The sequence below is a fragment of the Microcoleus vaginatus FACHB-2002 genome (assembly GCF_040004035.1).
GTDB lineage: Bacteria > Cyanobacteriota > Cyanobacteriia > Cyanobacteriales > Microcoleaceae > Microcoleus > Microcoleus vaginatus_C.
This window is the reverse complement of the sequence record NZ_JAMPLN010000006.1, coordinates 176687-197204: the sequence shown is the minus strand read 5'-3', so window position 1 is coordinate 197204 and position 20518 is coordinate 176687. Positions and strand designations below refer to the sequence as shown.

At 44.0% G+C, this 20518-nt stretch carries 5 protein-coding genes; 2 read left to right on the top strand and 3 right to left on the bottom strand.

Annotated features, from left to right (window positions below):
* Entirely contained in the window at nucleotides 1-5349 is a 5349-nt protein-coding gene (locus NDI35_RS07855) for a trifunctional serine/threonine-protein kinase/ATP-binding protein/sensor histidine kinase (protein WP_445312234.1), read from the bottom strand.
* A 443-nt stretch (nucleotides 5350-5792) separates the two neighbouring features.
* Between NDI35_RS07855 and NDI35_RS07850 the strand changes: the two genes are divergently transcribed.
* Entirely contained in the window at nucleotides 5793-8261 is a 2469-nt protein-coding gene (locus NDI35_RS07850; protein WP_445312233.1) for an ATP-dependent Clp protease ATP-binding subunit, read from the top strand.
* Between the two features lie 300 nt (nucleotides 8262-8561).
* Here NDI35_RS07850 and NDI35_RS07845 read toward each other — a convergent pair whose 3' ends face one another.
* The gene (locus NDI35_RS07845; protein WP_445312232.1) at nucleotides 8562-9125 is read right to left on the bottom strand and encodes a Uma2 family endonuclease; all 564 of its coding nucleotides are present in this window, start codon (nucleotides 9123-9125) and stop codon (nucleotides 8562-8564) included.
* Between the two features lie 119 nt (nucleotides 9126-9244).
* Entirely contained in the window at nucleotides 9245-13294 is a 4050-nt protein-coding gene (locus NDI35_RS07840; protein ID WP_445312231.1) for a hypothetical protein, read from the bottom strand.
* 507 nt (nucleotides 13295-13801) lie between these two features.
* Between NDI35_RS07840 and NDI35_RS07835 the strand changes: the two genes are divergently transcribed.
* A complete protein-coding gene (locus NDI35_RS07835; RefSeq protein ID WP_445312230.1) occupies nucleotides 13802-20386 on the top strand; it encodes a DUF4347 domain-containing protein in 6585 nt (2194 codons plus the stop codon).
* The last annotated feature ends 132 nt before the right edge of the window (nucleotides 20387-20518 follow it).

Sequence of the window (20518 nt, the reverse complement as noted above, 5' to 3'; positions counted from 1 at the left end):
TCAATACGGCAGCAGTATAGTAAACTCGCTGCCCTGTCCATGTTCCGACTTGCAAATTAACTTTCCTCCATGTTGTTCTACAACAATTTGATAACTGATAGACAATCCCAAACCACTCCCCTTACCTACCTCTTTAGTAGTAAAAAACGGATCGAATATTTTACCGCGTACCTCCGAACTCATCCCCACACCATTATCAACAATGCGAATCGCTACTTGATTTCCTTCCGCGACTTCAGTGCAAATCTGAATTGTCGGAGTCTGTTTCGAGTCAACTTCACTCCCTCTTTCGCGAGAAAAAGCATCAATCGCATTGGTCAGGACATTCATAAATACCTGATTAATTTCTCCCGGATAGCAGTTCACTAAAGGCAAATTGTCGTACTCCTTGATAACTTGAATATCAATTAATTTGTGATCCAAAATCATCAACGTGCTGTCGATACCTTCGTGAATATTAACCCATTTTCTATCTGATTCATCTAGCCGAGAAAAGTTTCGCAGCGACAGCACAATATCGCGAACTCTAGCAGCGCCCACTCTCATTGAATCTATCATTTTAGTGAAATCATTCATTAAAAAATCTAAATCTATTTGCTCTGTTTCATTTACTATTTCGGACACTGGATTTGGGTAATTATTTTGGTATAAACGTAGTAGATTTAGTAAGTTCTCAGCGTATTCGTTGGTGTAATATAAATTTCCATAAATAAAGTTAATCGGGTTATTAATTTCGTGAGCAATTCCCCCGACAACTTGACCTAAACTGGACATTTTTTCACTTTGAATTAGCTGCACTTGAGTGTGGCGAAGTTCTTCCAGTGCTGTATGCAAATTCTCAGTTCTTTGGGCTACTCGCGTTTCCAGAATAGTATAAAAACGGGCATTTTCTAGAGAAATAGCTGCTTGTGCAGAGAGGATTCCCAAAATTTCTACCCTGTCGGTAGTAAAAGCACCTTTTGTTAAATTGTTTTCTAAATAAAAAATTCCCGTAAGGTTGCCTTGATGGATAATTGGCAATACCAGGATAGATAGGGGTTGATTGGCCACAATATAAGGGTCAAATTGGAATTGATCGGATCGGGTAGCATCATCTAAAACCAAGTATTTTTGGGTTCTTTCTACATAGTTAATTAATGAAAGTGGGAGGTTCTCGGATTCGGCTATCGGGAGAGATTGTAACAGGGTTACATCATTAAACTGACCTGTAAGTCCAGCTTCTATGAATAATTGATTACCTGTCTTGGCAAGAAATAATACTTTTTGAGCGCCTGCGTTTTCCTTTACAAGCTGTACAAGTTTCTCTAGCAAACGGCTGAGGATAATTTCGCTCGAAACAGCTTGAGATGCTTTGACAACAGTTGGTAAATCCAGCATCAAGCTATTGTCAACAGTAGTGGTAGCAGTCATGAGATCAACATTCTTAGATATTGATCCTTGATTGCGATCGACTAAATAAGGATAACGGGATTCTAAGTATTTAACTTTTGCTATAGCTCCCCAGCGGATGTAGGCATAATAAGCTTTTGTCAGATAAGATTGAGCAATTATCTCTTTATCCAAAGATTGATAAAACTCTCCAGCTAATTCATAAGCTAATGCTTCTTCTTGGATGTAACCGTTAGCAGCCGCTCCTTTAATAGCTAAGTCATAATAATCCATGGCTGCAAGTTTATCGCTGAAAAGTCGAGCTTTCTCAGCTTCAACTAACTCGTACTTGTGCTGATAATTCATGGGTGCATGGTAGGCCCACTTTTTCATAATTTGCTGATTAGAGTTAACAATAGCTAGGTATGCTTCTTGATTCTCACTGTCAGGATAGTGAGCGAGGAGGGCCAGCGAATAGTAGAAATTGTGTACCCCAACAGTGATTAAGCCGATCGCCCCATCTGCATATTCTGCCGCTAATTTACCGCGGGCAACAGCCGCAGCATAATCTTTCAATAAATAAAGCACGATCAATTTACCAACATACGCTGCAAACAGCGACATTCGATTATTTTCTTTCTGCCAACGGGACATCACAGCAGGTTCATCCAACCTGCCGCTAACTAACCGTACTTGCTCTGCTGTTTTGCTTCTTAAGCTTGAAGCAGTTACTTGCCAAATTTGAGCATAACCCATGGCAAATTCGTGTTTATTATTTTGCAAAAACTCCATACAAACGCTTTGTCTTTCTTCGACATATTCTAACTGTTCTCCCACTAACACTAAATTAGTAATATAGTGCATAAAATTATAAACAGCCCATTCTAAATCACCATTTTCTACACCAACTTTCATCCCTTCTAAAAATGAATTAAGTGTATTTTTAGTAGACTCTTTCCAGATTCTTATATGAGCATTAAACATTACATAAACCTTAGCTTTCTGTTGGCTAGCATTAAATTGTTCTAGCAGCTTTAAAGCGATTAATCCAGCGTAGTAACCAGCTTCGATGTCGCCTTCGATGCCGCACAGAATCATTCCATAAAGAGTATAGGGAAAAGTAGCTAATGCTGAATGACCGTGATCGATACAAAGATTGACCATAGTCAAGACGAGGGAGGACACAATTTCAGGTTTGGCAATATAAGCCGGAGGATAGAGGGCTGTCAGGATTTCCATAGCTGCCAGTAGATATGGATCTGTCATAACTGGCAGGTTTTCTAATTCCTCAATTCGCGGCAATTTTGGCACTGCAATGGTTTCGTTGTCTAATAGGTTTAGTCCCAGCATTTCCAGCACTTCTAGACCTGTTTCAACAGCTTTTAGCATCTGGCTTTGAGCCTGATAAAATAGGATCTTGAGCTGATACACTTTCACTATGTCAAGCTGGTTTTTAGCCGATCGCAAAACCACTTCTGCCAAAACTTCTGCTTGCTCAAAGTTGGTGTTTAAATATTCCGCTTCTAGCGTCTCTACATACAAGCGCAGCGTCATGCTATAGTTGCGCTCCCAGCTATCAGGTGCTAATAACGACATTCCCGCATTCAAATACTTAACAGCGGGTTCGTAAGCATTAGCTACTTTTGCCTTATGTCCAGCAATTAAATTTAATCCTGCTAATTCATCTTTTTCTGATTGCAGGAGCAGACAATCAATTCCTACATTCAACTGGTTGATAATATCAAAAATTTTCTCTTCTACTTTATCGGCGGGCGTATTTTCAAACAGCAATTTACCGATGCTAAGATGAGTGACTTTCTTTTCATCATCAGGAATCAGCGAATATGCAGCTTGCTGGACGCGATCGTGCAAAAATTTATAGCTGATTCGCGAAGAATCGAAAGTTAAATTAGCTCCTGCTTCTCCATCTAAAAATAAAGGAATGAGATAACTCTCATTCAATGGAAGTATTAACCCCGCTTGCAAAGCATCCCAGAGTTCAGTCGCCGTGACTGAGGGAGATTTTGCGTTGACAGTAGAGAGAACATCTAAAGTGAATTTGTCCCCAACACAAGCAGCCAATTTCAAAACTTGTTGTGTAGTCTCTGGCAATTGTTGAATCCGACTGGCTACCAGTTCAACTACACTCTTATCTGTGATGCCAATAGCGTGAATCTCCTCAATGTTCCACTGCCACTCCCCTCTGCTTCCGGGAGACAGCAGCCGGGAAAAGTCAAACCTCAAAAGTTTTTCTTGATAAAGAGTGTTGAGTAATTGCGTCAAGAAAAAAGGATTCCCACCAGTTTTATTCCAAATTAACTCCGCTAAAGGTTGAATTCTGGCTGAGTCATTCAATGTCTCAGAAATCAACTCAGTAACCTGGGCTAAAGAAAGAGGTTCCAGCACTAAATTGTTGATAACAATACCCGTTTGTTGAAGGTACTCTACTGTTTGCATTAAAGGATGTGTAGAGCTAACTTCATGGTCTCGATAGGCTCCAATAAATAGTAAATATTTGCTATCTGGGTCAGTCGCTAGCAATTCCATTAATTTCAATGTCGCTGAATCTGACCACTGCAAGTCATCGATAAATATAACTAATGGATGCTCTTTTTGCGCGAATACGTGGATAAATTCTTTGAATAGCCTGTTAAAGCGGTTTTGTGCTTCTGTGGGGGCAAGTTCTGCAACGGCAGGCTGTTTGCCAATTACCAATTCTAGTTCGGGAATCACGTCAATAATTACTTGTCCGGCATCGCCTAGTGCGGCTAAAAGTTTATGTTGCCAATCTTGTAATTTTTTGTTATTTTCGGCAAGTAACTGCTGGATCAAAGATTGAAAAGCTTGAATTAAAGATGCGTAAGGTATATTGCGTTTGAATTGGTCAAATTTACCTGAAATAAAATAACCCCGCTGTCTGGTGATGGGTTTTTGAATTTCGCTAACTACGGCCGATTTGCCTATACCTGCATAACCAGACACTAGGATCAGTTCAATTTGGGAAGGGGAAGAATTTTCCTCGCAATGATTAGCTACACGTTCAAATGCTGCCAATAGTTCGCTGACTTGTGTTTCCCGACCGTACAATTTTTGAGGAATCAATAACTGACTCAATATATCTAAGTTTCCCGGCGTAAAATCTACTATCTTGCCTGTAGTTTCTAACTGATTTAAACAAATTTCTAAATCTGCCAACAATCCGCCTGCGCTTTGATATCTCTGTTCGGCATTTTTGGCAATCAATTTCATCACAATTTGTGAAATTGCTGGTGGAATGTCTGAATTAATGTGATGGGGTAAAATTGCTTGACAAGCTATGTGACTGTAAACTATCTCTAACGGGTCGTTGCTCATAAATGGCAATTGATTTGTCAGCATTTCATATAAGGTAATCCCCACAGAATAAAAGTCGGTGCGGTAGTCGAGGGTGCGGTTCATTCTCCCGGTTTGTTCGGGAGACATATAAGCAAAAGTACCGACTATCGAGTTAATATTATTAATTTGGGGATTTTCTTTGGATAATCGCGAAGCAATCCCGAAATCTGTCAGTTTAATAATTCCTGTTTGGCTGTTGAGGATGATATTGCTCGGCTTAATATCTTTGTGAATAATTTTTTGAAGGTGTAGATATTCTAAAGTTTTTATAAGTTGGATGCCAAACCTCAAACAGGTGATGACTTCGAGCTTTTGTCTGGACATGAGGCGATCGATAGATTCGCCATTAAAGTCTTCTAAAAGCAAGCCGAGACGGTTATCAAAGGTTTCTAGGCTAATGACTTTAACTAGGCCTGGATGGTCTAAATGTTGGCGAATGCGATACTCGTGCTTGATCCGGGTAATTGCATCGAGGGTAGGATATTCAGCTTTCAGGATTTTGAGTACGGTTGTATCCTGGTGGGTGAGGATTTTTCCTCGATAAATAATCGTTTCGATACCTTCGTGGAGAGTGGAGTGGATTTGGTATTGCGAGAGAAATTGCATGGAGTTCTCCTCAGAGTTGAAAATATATCTGATTCTAGTCGCTGTTCGCTGTTGACTGTTGGCTGTTGGCTGACGGCACCACCACTCTCAACCGTCAAAAGTCTTGACACGGCAACAGTTATATGCTTAATTCAACCATGTACCTAGGCAAAGAAAAATCAAGCTTTATTTACTCGGACAAGAATATAATTTATACATAAAATGTAAGGATTCAGGCAATTAAGCCATTTTGCTACTATTATTCTCAATTAATATCCGATCGACAGCGGACGGCAACCACACCCCTACTATTCGGGTCTCCCCACTGTCCCTACCCCTTTAGCAAGATACATTGTTAGAGAAGGAAATACACAAAAATTTACATCTATAATTTGTGTAGTGTTCCAAATCGCTCCTCACCAGCAGCGATACAGCCCTCGCCAAGACAGTAGGATAGAAAAAATATGTTTGAACGCTTTACAGAACAAGCCATTAAAGCAATCATGCTAGCCCAAGAGGAAGCGCGACGCCTCGGTCACAATTTTGTAGGCACCGAGCAAATTCTTCTGGGGCTCGTCGGCGAAGGCACTGGCATCGCTGCAAAAGTATTACTGGATATGGGCCTCAACTTGAAAGAGGCGCGCAATGAAATCGAAAATATCATCGGTAGAGGTTCCGGGTTCCTCCCGCCAGAAATTCCTTTTACGCCCCGCGTCAAGCGCATTTTTGAGACGGCGCTGAACGAAGCGCGGCAGTTAGGCCACAATTACATCGGCACCGAGCACATCCTGCTGGGGCTGATTCAGGACGATGAAGGGGTGGCGGCGAAGGTGCTGCAAAACTTGGGAATCGATCGCCAGAGAGTCCGCACGCAGGTAATTCGTGCCGTGGGAGAAGTCGCGGCGGTACCTGGAGGTAGGGGAGATAGCGGCGATCGCAAAATCCCGACTTTAGAAGAATTCGGCACAAACCTGACCAAGTTAGCTGCAGCAGGCAAACTCGATCCCGTAGTGGGCCGCGAAAATGAAATCGAGCGCGTGATCCAAGTGCTCGGCCGCCGCACGAAGAATAATCCAGTGTTAGTAGGCGAACCGGGAGTCGGCAAAACAGCCCTCGCCGAAGGCCTAGCCCAGCGCATTGTTAATAGAAACGTCCCGGAAATTTTAGAAGACAAACAAGTAATCAGCCTCGATATGGGTTCGCTGATTGCTGGTACAAAGTTCCGAGGCGAATTTGAAGAACGGCTGACGAAAATCATGGCCGAAATTCGCGCTGCCGGCAACATCATTCTGGTAATTGATGAAATTCACACCTTAGTCGGTGCAGGCGCAATTCAAGGTAGCATGGACGCCTCCAATATGCTCAAACCAGCCCTTGCTAGAGGGGAATTGCAGTGTGTCGGCGCAACTACCTTGGACGAATATCGCAAGCACATCGAGCGCGACGCTGCCTTAGAACGGCGCTTCCAACCGATCAAAGTCGGTGAACCGAGCGTGGCTGAAACAATAGAAATATTGTACGGGTTGCGATCGGCTTACGAACAGCATCACAGACTGACAATTTCCGACGCAGCTTTAGAAGCAGCGGCCACACTGTCAGACAGATACATTAACGATCGGTTTTTGCCAGACAAGGCGATCGACTTAATTGACGAAGCAGGTTCCCGCGTCCGCGTGATGAATTCACAAACCCCGCCCGAAGTTAAAGAGCTCAAAAAGCAACTGCCTGCAGTAACAAAAGAAAAAGATGCAGCAGTGCGCGAGCAAGACTTCGACAAAGCTGGAAAATTGCGCGATCGCGAATTAGAAATTGAAGCCGAAATCGCCGAAGCTACGATCAACAAAAGCCAACTCAAAACTTCTCCCATCGTCACCGAAGAAGACATCGCCCACATCGTGGCTAATTGGACGGGAGTACCGGTCAGCAAGCTGACAGAATCCGAATCAGAATTGCTGCTGCACATGGAAGACACGCTGCACCAGCGCTTGATCGGTCAAGAAGAAGCTGTCACCGCAGTTTCTCGGGCCATCCGCCGCGCGCGGGTAGGCTTGAAAAATCCGAATCGCCCGATCGCCAGTTTCATCTTTTCCGGCCCCACAGGCGTCGGCAAAACTGAACTTACAAAAGCCTTGGCAACTTATTTCTTCGGTTCCGAAGAAGCCATGATTCGGTTAGATATGTCCGAATTCATGGAACGCCACACGGTTTCCAAACTCATCGGTTCGCCTCCCGGTTACGTCGGTTACGACGAAGGCGGCCAACTAACAGAAGCAGTCCGGCGCCGTCCTTACACGGTCATCTTGTTCGACGAAATCGAAAAAGCTCACCCGGATGTCTTCAACATGATGCTGCAAATCTTGGAAGACGGCCGCTTGACGGATGCTAAAGGTCGGACAGTAGACTTTAAGAATACACTGCTGATCATGACCTCAAACATCGGTTCGCGAGTGATTGAAAAAGGCGGTGGCGGTCTCGGTTTCGAGTTTGCTGAAAGTGCCGCAGACGGTCAGTACAACCGCGTTCGCAGCTTGGTAAACGAAGAACTGAAACAGTTTTTCCGTCCCGAATTTATCAACCGCTTGGATGAGATTATCGTCTTCCGCCAGTTGAACAGGGAAGAAGTGAAGCAGATTGCGGACATTATGTTGCAGCAAGTCTTCAGCCGCTTAACCGAACAGGGTATTACTTTGTCGGTCACGGAACGGTTCAAGGACTTGTTAGTTACAGAAGGCTACAATCCCAGCTACGGTGCTCGACCTTTGCGCCGCGCAATCATGCGGTTGTTGGAAGATGTGCTGGCTGAGGAAATGCTGTCTGGGAAGCTGAAAGATGGCCAAAAGGCGATCGTTGATGTGGATGAAAACGGTCAGGTTAAGGTAGTGCCCGATGGTTCATCTGAGCCGAAATTGCCCGAATTCGCATTGAGCCATTAATCGGCTCTAAAAACGGATAAATACTGTTGATTAAAAACCCGGTTTCTCGCAGAAACCGGGTTTTTAATTAAATGAAACCAGTTTAAAAAAAGCAACTTTAGGCAAGCTCCAAATCCTTATATAATCAGTCATATCAAATTCGGTAGCATCGGAATTATTCCTCTCTGTATTCTCTCCCTCTGCGTTCTCTGCGCCCTCTGCGGTTAAATCATTCCGATACAACCGGAAACGATATCATTCCCAATTCTAAAATCTAAAATCTAAAATCTAAAATCAAAAATGGTATGAGTTATGACTCTATTATCCCAACACATTATCTACAGCAATTTCTACATCTGGAAAAGCTAGAATAGATAAAACCTGACCTCGCTGAAATCTTTGAATATTTTGGTATCCCGAAGGAGAAGGTTCGCGATAAACTACTACACATTGCTCGTTAATATCTACCAGCCAAACTTCTACAATATTGTCTTCGGCATAAAGAGGAATTTTGATATTTCTGTCAGTTTCAGCGGTTGCATCCGCTACTTCCACAATTAGTAAAATATCCTCAGACTGAGGATGTCCCGATTCGTAAAAATCATCGCGCCGCCGCAGCAAGGAAATATCCGGTTCAGGTTCTGAGTGATCGTCCAATTCTACCGGATCTTGAACTCCAATGGTTACTCTCGATAATAAGCGGATATAGAATAACTCTGTCAGACGCTTGACATGAGATGTATGCCTTCTACCGACGGCGGCCATTTGAACAATTTCTCCTCGAATTAATTCCACTTTATCATCTTTTGTCAAGATGCCAGCTTCAATCATCTGATGATATTCTTTTACTGTAAATAACCGCTTGATTAACTGAGTTGTGATCATTGGTTATGCCGGGAATATAAGAGTTTTTGTCTGCGGTCACAGGTCTAATAATGTGATTATACTACATCGACCAGTAGTCGTTCAGTAGGGCCGGCATTGCCCGCCTTACAATGGCGAATCTAATCCCACGATTGTAATTGCACAACCCAATGCTGTACAAAAGCAGAAATGCGATCGCGCCGAGTTTCAAAAGTAGCAGCAATCCAGATAAACGCAATCCCAAAAGCCAAACCTATCGCCCATTTTATCAGCGGATAATCGAATATCAGAACCACCAACTGATAGAAAACATTGATTAAAAAAATTCCAGTTCCCACAAACAAAAACGCCCGAACTCGCAGCGCCAAACCCGCTGCAATCGCCACTAAACTAAAAGCTGCCGCAACTAAACCGTGGCTTTGCTGAGTCAAAAGAGGTATGCCGCAAATCAGCGCAGTTGCGAGCATTCGCAGAGTGTGGCGCAGCGGTTTTTCTGCTGGTAATTTGAGAGTGCCATCGAACTGAGTAATGTAAAGTAAAGAAAGTCCTAAAGGAGTAACATAAAACTCTGGCTGAGTCAATCCTATTTGCCAGAACCACCGCAGCATTATCCAGTCAATTATCGCCACACTCACATAGGTAAAACGGACTTCTTCCCTTTCCCAAGCCAGGAAAAAATAGAAGGTAGCAGCTATCAGCAAGCTAATCGGATAAAACTTAGCCGGACTTTCCAAAATAGTAACTATTGGAATCAGCGAAGCAATTACCTGCCAAGGTTTTTTTGACCAACCCCAGTTGTCCCAAGGCAAAATGTAAATGAAATAGGCAAATAGAGAAGCGAAGGCAACTTTCCAAGGCCCCAGCGGCCCGGAAATATACTTAACTAAAGGCGTATTGATCCAATAAAGCCGGATGCCAAAGGCTTCTAGCCAGCCCAAGTAAATCCAAATTTCGGCCCATTGGCGAGCGAGATTATTTCGCCCTTGCAAGAAAGCGTATTGAACTAATAAAGCACCAGTGACTAATCCTAAACTTAGGCCGGACTTAATATCATCGGCAGAAGCCCAAATCAGCAGCAAACTGCTCAAAACCCAATGCAGGTGAGCAAATATTTTTAACTCTGCATTAGTTAAATGTAAATAATTACTGAGCCAAGGAGATAAAATGCGATAGATATATGTTAAAGTTGTGCCCAGAGTTGCCAGGACAATTAAGCCATCGCCAAAAGCTCCTCCCGGTGTTTGAAAAAGTTGATATAGTAGCGATTCGTAAGCAGCAAGGGACACGCCAATTAATCCCAAATAAACCAAAGGTTTGAATTCTGCCTCCCGCCTACCAATACCGATCGCAATTAAAGACGCACCCAACACAGTTAAACCAGTCCAATTCGTCAAAGTGTGCGATCGGAAAGTTAAACCCAATACCCCGTAAACCAAAGGTATAAAATGAATGCTAGGTAAAATTGTTGGATCAAAGTGGCGGCGCCGCCACACATCACCCAATAATTGAGTAAACAATCCGAGAGCGATATTAGCCACTGCCAAATTAATCGTAGTGCGATCGACAAAACTTAAACCGACTGCTGTCAATAACTCCAAACTCCAAGCCAGAGCATAAATTGCCAGAGGGGAAAGTTGCCGTAAACTTCGGAAAATTATCGCAGCCATTATCACCAAAATAGCAGCCAAAACTTCAGCAGATGGTGGAAAACTCAAGGTACTGTCTGCGTAGAGTTCATAGGAATAAAAAGTAATAGTTGTTAACAGCAAGCTTGCCAGTAAGATTGCCCACCCATCTACAGCTCTATCGTAAATTTCAGCTAATTGAGAAGGCTCAGACAAACGGCTGGAAAAACGAACTATTATGCTGCGAAGCAACCACATAGACAAAAGTGCGATCGCCCCGGCAATTCCCCAAAGCCAACCAGACACAAAACCTAATTGATCGATCACCGCAGCTACGAAACTCAAGCCAAACCCCACTCCAATCGCAGCCGCTGGTAGCTCTACTAAATAGTAAGTATTGACCAACATTAATCCGGTGGCCAACCCAAAACCAATTAACCGATATCCCGGAAAAGTAAAAATTAGAAATTGTGCGAATATTAGGGCGATCGTACTAAAGGTACTGGCAACTCGTTTGTGAGGAACCTCAGTATATTTAGCAACAGCAGTCAAAGCCAAAGGAGTCGCCACCCAGAGCAAACTCCACTGAGGGCGATAAGTTGCAGTACCCGCAATCAAATAATTTTGCAACAAGACAAAGCTAAATCCTGCTAATACTAAGCCTAGATACCAGGAACTTTGGAACCATGCAGGATGCCAGCGAAAAAAGATAGAATTTTCTCGCGAATTCGCCGCTTTCATCCCGACAAAAAATACCCACTCAGCCACCATAAAAATTAATAATATTGCCGACCAAATATTGGGTAGCTGGTTGGGAAAAAATAAGTCAATTGCCGAAGCGATCGCGCCTAAACCAATAATGTGAGTTAGGGAAACCAAAATTGCCGGATTTCCAGGTTGTTCAGCCGCAGAAGCCGGCATTGAGACTCGGCGGGAATTATCGGGAATTAGGTATTTCCAAGTGATCCAACCTAAAATTAAAGTAGAAACTAATAAATTGAGCGATCGCCAAAACGGATTGACAAAACTAATAATAGTTAAACCACTCCCCAAACCGAGAGCAAGGTTTTCGCCAAAACTGGCAAGTTGAAACTTTCGCTTGCGGTAGAGCCACTGCGCCACACTTACTATTAAAATTAAATAAGGCAACAGCAGAACACCCCAAAAAGCCCAAGGAGTTTCCTGAGAGTTTGTAAGCTGAGCTAAAAATGCCACAACTTGTGTTCTAATCCCTAAAGGAAGCACTCGCCAAAACAGCCAAATAATCTGAAGCCCCACCGCCTCAAGCATTAGCAAATCAAACTCTTGCCAAAACCGCACTACACGGTTGTAAAAAAACCAAACAGCCAATCCGCTAACTGCGATCGCCTGTAGCGGAATGTCGCGAAAACAAACCAGGTATCCCAAACCCAACAAACCCATTCCCGCTAATTGCCATTTAAAAAAGTTGCTGGGATTTGGCTGGTCGGATATATTGTTTTCAATAGTTCCAGATTGCCGAGGTTGCTGCCAATCTAGCCATGCTAAAAGCACGCCACAAATCGCCAAAGCTAAACCCATTTCAGCGATATTTACATCCTTGACAAATATCGCTCTACCCAGTAAAATTCCTAACGAATAAGCTACTAAAGCCGCTTTTTTGTAAGTCAGAAAATCTCTGCTCAAACTGAAAGCAGCGGGGAATGTTTCAGTATTTGCCCCACGTTGGATAGATTGCAATCGTTGTTGCTGAATTTGATAAACTGTAGTAGCAGCAGTTCCCACTGTACCCACATAAACCGCAGTAAGGGCAAAGCCTGCCAAGGCCCACCCCCAGTGCAAATAACTCAATCCCAAATGATTTAAGGCGATCGAGCGAGTGATGTTTTGTCCTGAAAAGCTTTGATATTGATCTTTGATAATCCGGGCAGTTATCCAAGTCAAAATAAGTGCCGCTGCGATCGCTACCGCCCAATCCGAAGGATACCGCCACAATCCAAAAGTATCCATTGCCCAAAAATTGATCGGCACTAGCAACAGCGTCACTTCTTGCAAAGTTTGAGCAGTCAAGTGCAAATTATGCTGTCTGTTTGCCCAACTGCTAATCGCCCAAAAGGTTAAAGTATAAGCTAATAAAACTCCATATTGTCCGGCGGCAGGAAATCTTTCCCACTGACTGGCAGCTAAGACTCCAGAGGAGACAACTACCATGAACACTCCTAAAAATAAAAGCCACACCACGCTAATTTCTGCCATTAGCGAGTGCAAAATTTGAGCGATAAAATTAGGGGTTTGAGTAGTTTCTCTGGGTCTAGCAACGCTTTCTCTGCTGCTAGGTACTGCTTTCTGCGTTGATAAGGCAGGTACTTTTGGCTCGGCAATAGGAGCTCGCTGGTTCTCAATTTCAGAAAGGTCTACAGCGGGATCTCTGAGTGGGCAGACTAAATACTGTCGGCACAATTCCTCAACCTCAGCGGGCGAAAGTAAACCTAGCCGCAGCCACGCATCTAAACCTGTCAACAACTCAGGATGCGACGCTAAGACGCTCAATTCAATTTTGCTCGATCGACCTTTGGGAAACGACATCGGCTTAAACTTGTACTAAGTACCTTCAAGCTATAGCCTAGATTAATGTCGAGCGAACATCGCAACATTCCGCCCTCGAAATTGGCACAATAAGTATTTATTACTAAAAGCCTGTATTTGCGCCCCTAAATGGATTATTGCAAATGGTGCAAGATGTTGGATTTAATAAACCTTAGTTTTTCTCAGTATCGCTCTATACTAATAAAACTCATGTTTTAGCAGGAATTATCAGGATAATTCTCATTACCTAGTCACTAATAATACTTGTTATTAAATCCCTTAGTGATAGATATTATATATTTTTGTTAAGAAATCCATCAAATCTAATCTTTGTACTTATAGTTAAATTAAAGAAATCAGTTTATTCATTTTTGTCGGCGGGTGCAGCGCTATACATGAGAATCCAAAGAGGTTTGAGAATTAAAACCTTAGAGGGCTTTTATTGCAATTTTTGATCGATTAATTTCGGTAATTGTAGTTTCATTCTTCATGAACAGTAGGTGTGTTATGCCAACAAAATCAATCAGCCAAGTATCAGTAAGAGCGATCGCATTTATCGACAGCCAAGTCGAAGATTATCAAAGCCTGATAACAGGCATTATGCCCGGAACAGAAGCAATAATTATCGACTCCCGCGCCGATGGAGTCGCCCAAATCACCCAAGTATTAACGAATCGCACCAAAATTGACAGCATTCACATAGTTTCTCACGGCAGTCCCGGCTGCTTGCAACTCGGCACAACCCAACTATGTGCCGACAACCTAGAAACTTATCACCAGCAATTGCAACAATGGCGGCACGCTTTAAATCTTTATGCAGACATCCTGATTTACGGTTGCAACGTAGCAGCAGAAACCACATCAGACAGCAGTGACCCAAAAGCCAAATCCACCCGCGAATTAGACTCTTTTGAAACAAGGGTAGATAGTGCCAACTTCCTTCAGCGCATCGCGGCACTGACAGGAGCAAATATTGCGGCATCTACCAATCTCACTGGCAGTGCAGCGAAAGGTGGCGACTGGGAATTAGAATACACAACTGGAGATATCTCTTCTTCTCTAGCATTCAAGCCAGAAACTTTAGCCACTTACGATCGCGTCCTCAGCAACTATACTCTCTACGATGGCATCACAAACTTCTCTGGTGGCATAGGGGTATGGGGATTGCCTGATTTCTATCCAGGGACACAACTACAAAAGCTCCCCAGGCTTCGTTACCTACAAACACCGGCCCCTGAAACTACAACTCCCCCTACTTTAAATACCGGTGCATTTTCACCAAATATCAGCATCAATACTGCCAGCATCTCAGGAGGAAATACAGGTATTGCAGGCTATTCCAATCAAGATATACCACTACCACCTCAACCACCCTACGATCCAAATATAGGATATGTTCCACAACCAGGAAGACTCGATCGCAATCAGGGCTATACCCTATTGTTTAACGTGGCAATTACCGCAGAAACCAGCGAAGCAAATCGATCGGGTTTCAGCGTCATTGCCCCCGGCGTAGAATTGGGTTTCAAATCTACAGGAATTTTTGCTCAATCAACCCCGACTACCAATAACTTTGTCCCCGCTGAAACAGCCACACTTCCTGCTGGATTTAATGTTGCCTCCTTTAACAAGTACGCGCTGACTGTCAAAGATAACCAGTACAAACTCTTTGTTAATGATTCCTCAACCCCAATTTTGACAGGGCCGCTGCGTAACTACTTATTCCAGCCAGCAACGAGTTCTCCTACTTTCAATCCCTACAGCGATTACTACGGATCATCGCTATTTTTAGGGGACAGTACCGACCAAGGAAGCTCTACATTTCGTCTGGGCAAAGTCTCTATTGCTAATCAATCCATCGTCGCAAAACCGGACAGGGCAGCCATCACTGTCACTCTCCCGGACGCCAATAATACCTCGCCGAACTATGGGCAGCAGAACTATGGCCAGCCGAACTATGGGAAGAGTGTCATAATTAACGTTTTGGCAAACGATACAGGTGGCGCGAAACCTTTGACGGTAAAAAGTCTCTCTCCATTTCCGCAACAACCCAACTATACTCCTCCACCAAACCCATATAACGATGGTGATTGGACACTAACCGGCCCTAATGGCAACAATGCTGCTTATATTAACGATTGGATTTATGTAGGAGGTAAATTCACTGAAATTGGCGGTAAACCTCGCAATAACGTTGCTCGACTGAATAGCAATGGGACGGTAGATCCGACTTTTAATCCCAATCTTGCACTAGATCCCAATATTCCTTCCAGTGCCTTTCCAGGAGTTTACACGATCGTGATCGGCGATGACGGTAGCCCAATTGTAAGTGGGAATTTCATCGACAGCGGCGGATTATACCCATCAAATCGTTTGTCTTTAGTTCGTTTGAATAGCAGCGACGGCAAGGCCGAGCCAATTTTTAACGCCAGCAATCCCAACGATCCTAATCAGAAAACGAGTCTTGTAGGTCCGATCGCAATTGATGCTAATGGCAACTTAATAGGCAAAAAGAGCATCAACGGCAACTTCACAGGCCCAAATCTCACATTGGATCGGGTGAATAGCATCAGTGGCGCGATCGATCCTAACGAGAATATTCTAGCTAATTTGAATTTTATCGACGCGATCGCGATCGATGCTAATAACAACCCAGTCATAGGGACAACCTTCACCAACCCGACCACCTTCGCCAACCAAAACAAGCTGGTTCGATTGAATAGCGACGGCACGATAGATAACACTTTCAACCCCAACCCCAGCCCTAATAATTCTCGCATCGGGGCGATCGCTATTGATGCTACAGGCAAGATCGTAGTTGGAGGCAATTTTAGTAATATCGGCGGGCAGCCGCGCAACAGCCTTGCTCGATTGAATAAGGACGGCACGGCAGATCCCACCTTCCTTGCCAACTTGTTTACCAATGGATCTGTCAATGAAATTGTCATTGATGCTAACGGCGACTTAGTAGTAGGAAGTGTTGATTCAGGATACATTAACAGCACGTTGATTCAAAGAGTAAAAAGTAGCGACGGAACCAACATTCCTGGTGGCATCAATCAAAGTAATTTTTTGAGTCCGATCGCGATCGATAGTAGACAGGGAATCTTATTTGCAAAACAACCCGATCCCAATACCTCCAACTCTACTGACAGTATTGCTCGGTTCACTCCTACTTTCGTTCTTCCTAACAACAATGTCCCTACTAACTACAATCCCGATCCAAATTTTAATGTTCCGTTCAACGGTTCAGTATCGGCGATGACTATCGACCCGAAACGCAACATTAACTATGTTCCCGCACCCGGTTTCAACGGCATTGACCAATTCTTTTACAAGGCTACGGACGGTTCTACCGATACCTCTAATCAACCTTATTTTCCCCCCCCTAATAACTACAATCAGCTCCAAGGCTCAGTTTTCGTCATCGTCAATGACTCCCCAGTGCTCGATAATTCGGGCAATCCCAGTTTAAACACGCTTAAATCCAACGAAACTAATAGCGGTACATTAATATCAGAATTAATCGATCGCCTTGGCGGCACCAAAATCACCGATCCTAATGATGCCATTTCTCTGCGTCCCCGTGGCGTTGCGATTACAGCAGCAGACACAACCAATGGTAGTTGGCAGTACACCACAGACGGTACAAACTGGAATAATTTTGCTTTCACCCCTCAAGGCACGGATCAAAATCCACTCTTATTGCCATCCAACCCCACTACCCGCATTCGCTTGATTCCCACCAACGGATACATCGGTACTGTCAGTAACGCTATTACCTTCCGTGCCTGGGATCAAATTAGCACATTAGATCGATCGGGTAATAGTATTGCATACCCGTCCAGCGTCTATACCGGTGGCCAAGCCAATATTGACATTGCCAAAGACTTAGAAATTAACGGTGTTTCGAGTCCTTTCAGCAGTGCGGTAGAAACAGCCAGCATCACCATTACCAATGCACCAATTATCACCAATATTGACTCACCTCAAGCTAATGGAAATTACGGTATTGGTAAAGTCATTCCCATTACAATAACCCTCTCCGAACCAGTCACAGTTACGGGGACACCACAGCTTACCTTAGAAACCGGAACCACCGATGCAGTTGCAAATTATGTCAGCGGCAGCGGCAGCAATACCCTGACATTTAATTACACAGTTGCAGCCGGAAATAATAGTCCCGATTTAGACTACGGATCGACAACTTCCCTCACTCTCAACGGCGGTACTATCCTGAATGCCAAAAATGATAATGCTGTATTGACTTTACCAAGTCCCGGTGCAGCCAATTCATTAGGTGCAAATAAAGCAATAGTCATTGACACAATTGCTCCGACTGTTACCGTTAATCAAGCCACAACACAAACCGATCCGACTGGCAATTCAACTATTAATTTCACAGTCACATTCAGCGAAGAAGTAACCAGTTTTGATGCCTCAGATATTAGCTTCACCGGGAGTACAGCAGGCGGAACTTTAACAGCTAACATATCCGGTACTGGCCCGACTTACACCTTCGGAGTCAATGGCATGACAGGCGACGGCAATATTGTTGCCAGCATCAATGCTAATGCAGTCACAGATTTAGCAGGTAATGCCAATACCGCAAGCACGAGTGCAGACAATATCGTAACTTACACGGCCCCAACTCCGACAACTCCCCCAACTCCGACAACTTCCCCAACTCCGACAACTTCCCCAACTCCGACAACTTCACCAACTCCAACAACTTCACCAACTCCGACAACTTCACCAACTCCGACAACTTCACCAACTCCGACAACTTCACCAACTCCGACAACTTCACCAACTCCGACAACTTCACCAACTCCGACAACTTCACCAACTCCGACAACTTCACCAACTCCGACAACTTCACCAACTCCGACAACTTCACCAACTCCGACAACTTCCCCAACTCCGACAACTTCCCCAACTCCGACAACTTCACCAACTCCGACAACTTCACCAACTCCGACAACTTCACCAACTCCGACAACTTCCCCAACTCCGACAACTTCACCAACTCCGACAACTTCACCAACTCCGACAACTTCCCCAACTCCAACAACAACGCCAACTCCGACAACTTCACCAACTCCGACAACTTCCCCAACTCCAACAACAACGCCAACTCCGACAACTTCACCAACTCCTACAACAACGCCAACTCCGACAACTTCACCAACTCCTACAACAACTCCAACTCCAACAACTTCACCAACTCCAACAACTTCACCAACTCCAACAACAACGCCAACTCCAACGCCAAACAACATCAACCACGCGCCTGTACTCAATTACGGCCCGACTACCACCCCGTGGCATTACCAATACCTGAAAACCAGCAATTCATCGCAGTTTGAATACACTTTCCCGCAGAATACCTTCACAGATTCCGATCCTGGAGATACTCTCACTTATTCAGCTACTCTGATAGACGGAAGTCCCCTACCGAGTTGGCTGAATTTCAATCCAAATACTCGCACTCTCAGCGGCAAAAGTCCGACAATTCAAACTCTCCAAATTAAGTTAAAAGCAACTGATAAAGCGGGTGCAAGTGCTAGCGACAATCAGGGAATGCTAATAACTGTTAGCTGTCGTGGCGTGGTGATTGACGGTTACATTTCTGGTTCAACTCTCTTCTTTGACGCTAATAAGAATAACGTCCGCGATGCCAACGAACCGTTCACTACTACTGACAGCAATGGTGGTTTTGAATTAGAAATTCCCTTCGATCAGTTTGACACTAACAAAAACGGTCAAATCGATCCAGAAGAAGGCAAGATTGTTGCTGTTGGCGGCTTCGATACTGCGACTGGTTTGCCTCTGGAAACACCTGTATCTGCACCTCCCGATTCTACGGTAGTCACGCTGTTAACGAGTCTAGTAGCAGATTTGATCGATCGCGGAATTTCCCAAAATGAAGCGGAATCGAAAGTCAAAGCTTCTTTGGCGATTCCAGCAAGTGTTGATTTGACAGATTTAGATCCAATTGCTGCGACAAAAGACAATCAACCGGGTGCAGTTGAAACTTTGGCAGCAATGGTAAAAGTGCAAAACTTGATTACCCAAACTGCCACCTTCATTGACGGTATTTCCACCGCTGGTTATCCAGCCATTAATAAAGCTGTTGTCAGTGCAATAACCAGTCAAATTAAATCTGGTACTGAGTTGGATTTAACTAATCCCGCACAGTTATCAGCAATTATTCAGCAAGCTGTTACCAATACGAAACAGTTTGAATCGAATCTCAACAGCCAACAATTACTATCAATAGCCCCGCAAGTGGCTGAGGTAATGGCAGAGGCGAATCAACGGGTAAATCAAGTTGTTTCTAACTTTTTGCCGAATTGGATTCCTGCTGAAATTGCCCGCGTGCAAAAAGTTGCACTCAGTGACACTGCAATGGATTTCAAACGAGCTGCTGCGGGCATCAAACCGATTTTTGAGGTGGTTGCCGAAAATACTGGTGCTGCTTTAGATGCGAAGATTCAAGGCACTGCTGCACCTTCTTTGCCTGCTAGTCCGATCGCGATCGGTGATATAGAACCCGTCAGCGATTCTGCCAATTCGACGATCGGTACAAATCAAGATGATAGTCTGATTGGCGGTGATGCTAACGATTTCATCAGCGGCAAACGCGGCAATGATTCCATTGACGGCAGCATGGGTGACGACAGCGTTTACGGCGGCAAGGGTAATGATAGTCTGATTGGTGGTAACGGTGAAGATATCTTATTTGGCGATCGCGGATCTGACAGTCTCATCGGCGCTGATGGCAATGATACCCTCTACGGTGGCAAAGGCAATGATACCCTGATTGGTGGCTTAGGGAATAATAGTTTAATTGGAGGTGCAGGTAGCGATTACTTTTTACGATCTGCCAATTCTGCGATCGATACAATTGTCGATTTTGAGGATGGAAAAGATTTGATTTTCCTAACTAATGGCTTGAATTTTTCGCTATTGGCTGTAACTCAAAGTAATAATGCAACTTTGATTAAGTTAGTGTCCAACGGTCAAGTTTTAGCTTCCTTAACCGGAGTTTCTGCTCACACTATCAATGCCACAGATTTTCGGTTTTAAATACGATCGGCTTACATCTAAGTGAATCTGGGGTTAAAAAGTGCAAATATGGACACGGCTCCAAATATGGACACGCCAGTGCCGTTTCCCTACAATATTATTTTGGGGTAGGGACACGGCATTGCCTTGGAC

Excerpts from the sequence above, each read along its gene's own strand:
- NDI35_RS07845 (WP_445312232.1), bottom strand. The coding sequence starts at position 9,125 with ATGATCACAACTCAGTTAATCAAGCGGTTATTTACAGTAAAAGAATAT.
- NDI35_RS07855 (WP_445312234.1), bottom strand. The coding sequence starts at position 5,349 with ATGCAATTTCTCTCGCAATACCAAATCCACTCCACTCTCCACGAAGGT.
- NDI35_RS07840 (WP_445312231.1), bottom strand. The coding sequence starts at position 13,294 with ATGTCGTTTCCCAAAGGTCGATCGAGCAAAATTGAATTGAGCGTCTTA.
- NDI35_RS07835 (WP_445312230.1), top strand. The coding sequence starts at position 13,802 with ATGCCAACAAAATCAATCAGCCAAGTATCAGTAAGAGCGATCGCATTT.
- NDI35_RS07850 (WP_445312233.1), top strand. The coding sequence starts at position 5,793 with ATGTTTGAACGCTTTACAGAACAAGCCATTAAAGCAATCATGCTAGCC.